Genomic DNA, 8,813 nt, shown 5'->3' on the forward strand with positions numbered 1-8,813 from the left:
GCCAGAAGTTGTAACCATAGCACCAGCCAAAACGACGACTGAAGAAGTGCCAGCAGCTGAAACAGAATTACCAGCCAAAACAACGACTGAAGTAGTGCCAGAAGCTGTAACTAAAGTACCAGCCAAAGCGGCGGCTGATGTAGTACCAGAAGCTGTAACTGAAGTACTAGCCAAAACGGCGACTGAAGTAGTGCCAGAAGCTGTAACTGAAACAACAGCCAAAGCGGCGGTTGCTGTAGTGCCAGAAGCTGTAACTAAAACAACAGCCAAAGCGGCGGTTGTAGCAGTGTCAGAAGTTGTAACTAAAGCTCCTGCAAAAGCGACGGTTACAGTAGCCCCTGCTGCTGAAAAAGAAACGAACTAACTCTGGTAAACAATATTCAAGTGATCATCACATAAATGTTCACTTGGATGTTAATTGAAATGCAAAGATCTCAAACAGCTTGCAGCAAAGCCTAAACAGGTTGTGTTAACAAGGACAATAGTTGGGATAGCGATTAAATCGTAGACATAAAAAAACACCGCCCAGAGGCGGTGTTTTTTATGGAGCTAAACAGTACTTAAGCTTCTGCTACAATAGCAATCTTAACTACAGCTTTAACTTCTGCGTGTACTTGAACTTCAATTTCGAAGTTGCCAGTAGTGCGTAAAGCACCTAAAGGTAAACGAACTTCAGATTTAGCAAGTGCTACGCCAGCTGCAGTAACTGCATCAGCGATATCACGGTTGCCAATTGATCCGAATAATTTACCTTCATCACCTGCTTTAGAAGCAATAACAACAGCTTCTAATGCAGTTAATTTATCAGCACGTGCAGTCGCTGTAGCTAATTCAGCAGCTAATTTAGCTTCTAATTCAGCACGACGAGCTTCAAATACTTCAGTGTTTGCTGCGTTTGCTACAACTGCTTTACCATAAGGTAAAAGGAAGTTACGAGCATAACCAGCTTTAACTGAAACTTGGTCGCCTAAGCTACCTAAGTTTGCAACTTTATCTAGCAAAATAACGTTCATTATCAAGTCCTCTATATTCGATTAGGAATTAATACTGCAATATTACTGATGTAAATCAGTATATGGCAGTAGAGAAAGATAACGAGCACGCTTGATAGCGCGAGCTAGTTGGCGTTGATATCTAGCACTAGTACCAGTGATACGGCTAGGAACAATCTTACCGCTTTCAGTGATATAATTCTTTAAAGTAACGATATCTTTATAATCTATCTCAACAACACCTTCAGCGGTGAAGCGACAGAACTTGCGACGACGGAAATAACGTGCCATTTTGACAGTCTCCTAAGTTTTCAATTCGACATTTTCAGCATGCAAGACTAAACGGTTTTGTCCATTTCGCCCTTGTTGTAGTGAAAGAAATCCTTCAACATCAACTTGCACACCAGCTTGTAATTTATTTGCAACGCTGTTAAAGCGCGGACCACTTAATACCACTTGAATCAAACAGTAGACGTTTCTCAACATTTCTACTTCTTGTCGCTGTGATTTATGCTCTACCGTTAGAACCACATGGGCTATACCGCTAGGGCTATCTAGTCGTCTTGTACGAGTTATCGTGCCAGACAACACTAAGTGATTATTCACAAAAAATTATTCAGCGTTTTCTTCAGCGTTTTCTTCTACATTACGGTCATCAGAAGGTGAACGACGTGAATCACGTTCGTCTCTTGCTTTTGCCATAGGAGAAGCTTCAGTAACTGCAGCTTTAGTGCGCATTACCATGTTACGCAGAACAGCGTCGTTGAAACGGAAAGCTGTTTCTAGTTCTTCGATAGACTCTGCAGTTGCTTCTACGTTCAAAAGAACATAGTGAGCTTTATGTAGGTCTTGGATCGGGTAAGCCAATTGACGACGGCCCCAATCTTCTAAACGGTGGACTGTACCATTAGCAGCGGTGATAACACCGGTGTAACGCTCAATCATACCTGGGACTTGTTCACTTTGATCTGGGTGAACCATAAATACGATTTCATAATGACGCATTTATTGCTCCTTACGGTTAAGTAGCCTCTTTTCTGGCTCAGTCAGACCAATGTGGAGGCAAGGAACGAATTAAAGTGACTGATTTGAGCGCGCGATGATACATAAAGCGCACTATAAACTCAAGTACTAACTCACTCTTTTCAGCAATCTTGATTACAGGTATGATGGCGGCAGTCCAAAATACCGCGTTTACGCCGCCAACAATAAAATACTCTAATGATGACCATGAAAAACATTGTAACAACATGCTGCCTTTTTTTATTGTCTGCTCCGGCATGGGCGTTAGTACCCCCTGATTACCAAGAACCGCCTAGTAGTTTTAATGCTGAAGTCGAAGCTGGCTTACAATTAAACAGTGGTAACAACGAAACTAAAAACTTCAACGGCCGTACTTATTTAACTTACGACTCGCCGAGCACCAAACAAGAAGCGACATTAAAGGCTTATTATGCCGCAGATGGGACTGAGTCGACTGCGGAAAAATACGAATTGTTTTTACAGTCTAACTATAAATTAGAACGTGGTTATGTGTTTGGTCGTGGCGAATTTACCTGGAACGAGTTTGGTTCTTATACTCGTATTTCTACTATTTCTACTGGTTATGGTTTTGACTTAATTAAAAACACTAAAACTAAATTGAGCCTTGAAGCCGGTCCTGGTTATCGATACGACCAACCGCAATCCAGTATTGCTGAACCAAACCCTGATGAAAACCGTGATGTCATTTTACGTTCCGCGGCTAAATATACGGTGAAACTGCAAGAATATACTAGCTTCAATGCCGACGTAACAGCCGAAACAGGTTTAGACAACAACACGTTAACCATTGATATGAGTTATAAAAATACATTCATTCAAGATTGGGCATTTAAAATTGGTATGAACATCAAGTACACTGAAGTTGTGCCTGATGAGAGCCAAAACACCGATACCGTCACCACATTCAACTTGTTGTACACGTTTCAATAGTGATAGACCGTAAATTCAGCGTCACAATACAATCAATCAGTAAGGCTAATATGACCTTATTGAATCAATAAAGGTCAAGTTATGAACAGCCCGTTACGCAGTTTTGCATCCTTATATAGCACCACTTTTTTAATGGTGCTTGCTGCAGGCCTACTAACAACTTACTTAGGATTAAGCCTAACAACAATGCAAGTACCGCAAATATGGATTGGTGGCATGATGTCTGCCTACTATATTGGCCTTGTCTGCGGTTCAAAAGTTGGTCATAAACTTATCGCTCAAGTTGGCCATATCCGTGCATTTGTTGCCTGTGCAGGAATAGTCACGGCATCAGCACTAGGTCATGCTTTAATCGACAACTTAACCATATGGTTAGTATTACGCCTTGCTGTTGGCATGGGGATGATGTGCCAATATATGGTGTTAGAAAGCTGGCTTAATGAGCAAGCCGAAAATAGCCAACGCGGCACCGTGTTTGCCAGTTACATGATTGTATCTTACTTAGGGTTAATGGCTGGCCAAGGAGCCATTAGCTTATATCCCGATTTAGGCATAGAACCACTTCTGTTAATCTCTATATGCTTTGCATTGTGTATTGTGCCTATTTCAATCACTCGCAGAATTCACCCAGAACCATTAACCCCGGCACCATTACAAATGGGTCTGTATTGGAAACGAGCACCTCAAGCCTTAACGACAATAGCGTTAGGAAGCATGATTGTTGGCTGTTTCTATGGTCTGGCTCCCTCTTATGCTACAGCCAAAGGCATTGATCCGGAACATGTTGCACTCTACATGTCTTGTACCATTTTTGCAGGGTTGTTAGCCCAATGGCCAATGGGTAAATTATCCGACATTATTTCTCGTAGCCTATTAATTAGAATTAACTGCTCGTTATTAGGCATTATTGTATTAATTATTACTGTCGTTCCATTTCACTCTGTTTATTCATTAATATTAACCAGTGTATTTGGTATTCTAGCGTTCACCTTATATCCATTAGCAACTGCATTAGCCAATTCGCGCGTAGAACAACACGAGCGAGTAGGACTGTCGGCTACCATATTAGTGACCTTCGGTATTGGAGCAAGTATTGGTCCTTTAGTCGCCTCAGGTTTAATGCAGGCTTTAGGTGACCAAATGCTATATGGCTTTATGGCAATCTGTTCGTTTACCCTACTCTTTAGGTTGCTGTGGATTAATTTACGCCAAAAAGCGGAACAGACAGCCACTGGAGATTACATTATGGCCGGTGGTGATTTGGTCAGTTCGCCGTTGGCATCATCATTTGATCCACGTGTAAATATTGAAATGGTCAACGAGCAAATGATTAATCCTGCCGATGATGCTTTTGATACCGTGCCAAATTCGACTGACGATGACCTTGAAGATGCCGATGAACAAGCAGGTTATAATACTGCTTATGCTAGCGTAGTAAACGATGGCACTTTGGGACATGAAGAATTAGATGACGAAGATGTCGATAACGAGATCGGTAGACATTAATTTGATTAATTAAATAGTATTAATTACATTGATGAAATTTGAATGCGTTAACCACTCTGAATTGATTAACACGTTAAAGCAGTTTGTAAAACAATCAATATTCTGAATTCGAGATAATAAAAAACGGCGATTAATATCGCCGTTTTTTGATCGTGTTCTATCGCAAAATCGCTAATAGATAGGTGATTAACCTAAACGTTGTCTAACCGCTTCAAATAAACACACACCAGTGGCAACAGACACGTTGAGACTAGACACGCTTCCAGACATCGGAATTGATACTAGTGAATCACAACCTTCGCGCGATAAACGACGCAAACCTTTATCTTCTGCGCCCATAGCAATCGCTAGCGGCCCTTTAAGGTCTGCTTGGTATACATTACCCTCGGCTTCGCCTGCAGTACCGACAATCCAAACACCTTTCTCTTGTAAGTGACGCATAGTACGAGCAAGGTTAGTCACTTGGAATAACGGTATGGTTTCTGCTGCACCACAAGCGACTTTGCTTACGGTTGAGGTTAACCCTACGGAGTTATCTTTTGGTACGATAACCGCATGTACTCCAGCCGCATCAGCATTACGCAAACATGCACCAAGGTTATGAGGATCAGTTACACCGTCTAAAATCAATAAAAAAGGCACTGCTGTTTTATCAAGTAACTCATCTAAATCTTTTTCTGTCAGAGGCTTTACAGCCTTAACGCGAGCCACAATACCTTGGTGTTGTGAGCTACCCGCTTTGTCATCTAACACTTTACGTGCTGCACGTTGTAGTGTTGTACCAAAGGTTGACGCTAAATTAATTAACGGGGTTAAGCGTTCGTCATCACGGCCTTGCAATAGCCAAAGTTCAATCACACGTTCAGGGGTGTTATCTAACAAAGCTTGAACGGCGTGAATGCCAAAAATGGTATCTTGTTTTTTCATTTAATTACTTACTCTTGCTGCGCTTGGCAGGGTTTTTCTTAACGCTAGAATCTAATTTTTCAGCATCCGCTTTTTGTGCAAATGCAGAAGGTTTTTTTACAGCAGCGGGTTTTGCAGCTGGAGATGAAGCTTTGCCACTTGAACGGCGCTTGCTGGCCTTAGGCTTATCAGACTTTGGTTTGTCAGACTTTGATTTATCAGACTTAGGCTTATCTGATTTAGGTTTGTCAGACTTTGCAGATGATTTGCCTCGAGCTGACTTAGCACCTTCAGCATTGACTCGCTGGCGAGCGGTTGTAGGCTTACTGCCTTTACGCGCAGTTTTACTCGCACCTTTAGTATTGTCACCCACCATCAATAAATCAATTTGACGATCATCAAGATTAACCGCCGCGACTTTAACCGCCACAGGATCGCCTACTTGATATACTTGGCGAGTATTTTCACCAATTAATCGTTGTCGCATCGGATCAAATTGATAATAGTCACTGGCAAGACTGGAAATATGTACCAATCCATCAATAAATAATTCGTTTAATCTGACAAATAATCCAAAGCTAGTCACTGAAGCAATAACCGCATCGAAGGTATCGCCGACGTGATCTTGCATATATTCACATTTCAACCAGTCACTTACATCACGGGTTGCTTCATCTGCACGACGCTCGGTAGTGGAACATTCTTCACCTAACGAGTCTAGCTCTTCAATTTGATAGAGATAACCACCATCTTGAGTCCATTTATCGCTAATATTGCCAAGCTCTTTTGCGAGTAAATATTTAATCACTCGATGCAATACTAAATCAGGATAACGACGAATTGGCGACGTAAAATGCGAATAAGCTTCTAATGCCAAACCAAAGTGACCTTCGTTGTCTGGGCTGTAAACGGCCTGGCGCATTGAACGCAATAACATGACCTGAATGAGTTCAAAGTCAGGGCGGTCAGCAATTTTTAACATCAGATTTTGATAGTCAGTCGGAGTCGGTTCTAGTCCGCCATCCATGCTTAAGCCGCGTTCAGCAAGAAACTCTTTGAAATTAGCCAGTTTTTGTTCAGACGGGGCTTCGTGAACACGATATAGCACTTCACCTTTGTGTTTTTTGACAAATTTCGCCGACGCCACGTTGGCTAAAATCATACATTCTTCAATGATTTTATGCGCTTGATTGCGACCTCTAGGAACAATTTTATCAATTTTACGTTGTTCATTAAAAATAAACTGTGTTTCTAGAGTTTCAAAAGCGATTGCCCCACGCTCAGCACGGCGCTCATCTAAGATCAGATACAACGACTGTAAACACAATAAATGTGGGAATAACGCGTCATGCTCAGGGGCAATAGCGCCACCTTCAAGCATGTCGGCGACTTGAGTATAAGTAAAACGTGCATGAGAGTGCATTACCGCGGAATAAAACTTAGTACCCGATAATTTACCCGCAGCAGAAATTGTCATTTCAGCGACCATACACAAACGGTCGACTTTAGGCTTTAATGAACACAAGCCATTAGAAATTTTCTCAGGCAACATTGGGATAACTTGCGATGGGAAATATACCGAGTTACCACGTGCACGCGCTTCAGTATCTAATGCTGAATCAGTACGAACATAATGGCTCACATCGGCAATCGCTACCCATAAACGCCAGCCACCACTCGGTTTTGCCTCAGCATATACCGCGTCATCAAAGTCACGGGCATCTTCGCCATCAATAGTAACCAACGGTAAATGACGTAAATCGACGCGACCTAACTTATCTTCTTCAGTAACTTCGTCAGGAATACGCTTAAGTTTTTTCTCAATAATCGCTGACCAAGTATGTGGTAAATCATAATTACGTAACGCAATTTCGATTTCCATACCCGGAGCCATTGTTTTACCCAAGACTTCAGTTACTTTCGCTGCCGCTTTAACAAAACGACCAGGGCGACGAGTTAATTCAACCACTACAACATCACCGGCGCGCGCGCCTAGTGTATCTTCGCTGGCGATTAATATTTCTTGGGTGATGCGTCTGTCATCAGCAATAACAAAACCCATGCCGCCGTCGACGTGATAACGGCCGACCAATGCAGCAGTTCGCTCATGAACTAATCGCACAATTCGTGCTTCGCGACGACCACGACGATCAGTACCCGCTTTTTGAGCAAGCACTTTATCGCCATGAAAATACATCAGCATATCGCGATTGTTAATAAATAAGTCGTCTCCGCCTTCATCTGGCTTGAAAAAGCCAAATCCATCGCGATGGCCTAAAACGGTACCAGACAATAAGTCCATCCGTTCGGGTAAGCCATAGCTTTGCCCGCGAGTAAAGACTAGCTGGCCATCACGCTCCATTGCACGTAAACGACGGCGGAGTGCTTCTAATGGCACTTCATCTGTAATGGATAATGCTTCAGCTATTTTATCGCGGGTAACAGGAGACTTTTGAGCGCGCAAGTATTCTAAAATATACTCACGGCTAGGAATAGGATTGTCGTACTTGTCTTGTTCTCTCTCAAAATGAGGATCGTTGATCATTCAATTTCCAAATAATTCGCTCCATATTGTGGAGCCTTTAACGTGTGTACAGCTGAGGCTGCTGTGCCCTGGCCACAATACTGGCGGGCATTTTTGCAGCGAGCATCTGCAGTAAAGACGAGGCCTTTTTCTGTTGGGCGTCGTCATCAAATATACTGTTATATAACCAATGATAGCCAAGTTCATAATCGGCAGGACTTCCATAGCCTTCACCAAATAAACGAACCAGTGTCATTCTTGCGGTTAAATCCCCATTAGCTGCCGCAGGCAACACATATTGCACTGCACGATTGGGATCTTTAATCACTAGTTTACCGCGATAATAATAATCTGCCAATTTTACCATCGCTTCAGCACTACCTTGCTCAGCAGAGGTTTGTAGCAGCGCCATGCCGCGAGAAGGATGAGCCTTGACACAAACACCGTTATTAAGCATTTCACCCCATAAAAACTGGTACATGGGTTGCTGTAATACTTCAGCACGGGCTTCAATATCTTGAACCAGCTGACAGTCGTCTGCTTTTACGCGTTGTAAATATTGATTTGAGCGGATGAGCGAAATCAATTGTTGATCGCTATAGATATCGACGGCTTCTGTAACCGCAATGACATTGATCGAAACCATACTCAACAATAATAAACAGATACGCAACATAAGGATTCTCGATGACACTTTCATGACTTATCCATCGGCAGTATACCGTATTTCTTGAATAGAAACTGTTACAACCGTTAATTGCGTCCATTAAAAAGGCCGCTTATCGCGTAATGCCGATCAGTTAAGCGGTAAAACGAGAAAATTTAACTGATCGGTTGACCGATCTTTCTAGTCTGCGAAAATCCGATAATCTTTATTATCGGATTTTTTTTTATGGAACTTTCAGAAGCCC

Annotated in this window: 9 protein-coding genes and 1 pseudogene; 3 read left to right on the forward strand and 7 right to left on the reverse strand. The window is 42.3% G+C overall.

The window, feature by feature from the left end:
• Nucleotides 1-364 (forward strand): annotated as a pseudogene (locus tag H5202_RS15250) (S46 family peptidase); the annotation flags it as partial.
• 196 nt (nt 365-560) lie between these two features.
• On the opposite strand, the gene rplI reads toward H5202_RS15250, so the two are convergent.
• Genes rplI through rpsF form a run of 4 tightly spaced genes read right to left on the reverse strand, consistent with a single transcriptional unit; the run spans nt 561 to nt 1,997 of the window.
• Nucleotides 561-1,013 carry a 50S ribosomal protein L9 gene (gene rplI / locus H5202_RS15255; protein WP_182772828.1) on the reverse strand — a complete coding sequence of 151 codons (453 nt, stop codon included), beginning with the start codon at nt 1,011-1,013 and terminating at the stop codon, nt 561-563.
• Nucleotides 1,014-1,055: 42 nt separating this feature from the next.
• Nucleotides 1,056-1,283, reverse strand: a complete 228-nt coding sequence (rpsR, locus tag H5202_RS15260) for a 30S ribosomal protein S18 (RefSeq protein ID WP_101085203.1) — start codon at nt 1,281-1,283, stop codon at nt 1,056-1,058.
• 12 nt (nt 1,284-1,295) lie between these two features.
• Nucleotides 1,296-1,598, reverse strand: a complete 303-nt coding sequence (priB, locus tag H5202_RS15265; RefSeq protein WP_182772829.1) for a primosomal replication protein N — start codon at nt 1,596-1,598, stop codon at nt 1,296-1,298.
• A gap of 6 nt (nt 1,599-1,604) precedes the next feature.
• Nucleotides 1,605-1,997 (reverse strand): 30S ribosomal protein S6, encoded by a 393-nt coding sequence (gene rpsF / locus H5202_RS15270; protein ID WP_182772830.1) that lies wholly within the window; start codon nt 1,995-1,997, stop codon nt 1,605-1,607.
• 216 nt (nt 1,998-2,213) lie between these two features.
• Here rpsF and H5202_RS15275 point away from each other — a divergent pair, with 216 nt between their 5' ends.
• Nucleotides 2,214-2,966, forward strand: coding sequence for a DUF481 domain-containing protein (locus H5202_RS15275; RefSeq protein WP_182772831.1), 753 nt, complete (start codon nt 2,214-2,216; stop codon nt 2,964-2,966).
• 81 nt (nt 2,967-3,047) lie between these two features.
• Nucleotides 3,048-4,472, forward strand: a complete 1,425-nt coding sequence (locus tag H5202_RS15280) for an MFS transporter (RefSeq protein WP_182772832.1) — start codon at nt 3,048-3,050, stop codon at nt 4,470-4,472.
• Between the two features lie 186 nt (nt 4,473-4,658).
• Here the strand turns inward: H5202_RS15280 and rlmB are convergent, their stop codons facing one another.
• Genes rlmB through H5202_RS15295 form a run of 3 tightly spaced genes read right to left on the reverse strand, consistent with a single transcriptional unit; the run spans nt 4,659 to nt 8,578 of the window.
• Nucleotides 4,659-5,399, reverse strand: a complete 741-nt coding sequence (rlmB, locus tag H5202_RS15285) for a 23S rRNA (guanosine(2251)-2'-O)-methyltransferase RlmB (protein ID WP_182772833.1) — start codon at nt 5,397-5,399, stop codon at nt 4,659-4,661.
• A gap of 4 nt (nt 5,400-5,403) precedes the next feature.
• Nucleotides 5,404-7,923: a ribonuclease R gene (gene rnr, locus H5202_RS15290; protein WP_182772834.1), complete on the reverse strand. Its 2,520-nt coding sequence runs from the start codon at nt 7,921-7,923 to the stop codon at nt 5,404-5,406.
• Nucleotides 7,924-7,960: 37 nt separating this feature from the next.
• Nucleotides 7,961-8,578 (reverse strand): tetratricopeptide repeat protein, encoded by a 618-nt coding sequence (locus tag H5202_RS15295; protein WP_443019416.1) that lies wholly within the window; start codon nt 8,576-8,578, stop codon nt 7,961-7,963.
• Nucleotides 8,579-8,813 lie beyond the last annotated feature (235 nt).

Source organism: Shewanella sp. SG41-4, assembly GCF_014164505.1.
Lineage (GTDB): Bacteria > Pseudomonadota > Gammaproteobacteria > Enterobacterales > Shewanellaceae > Shewanella.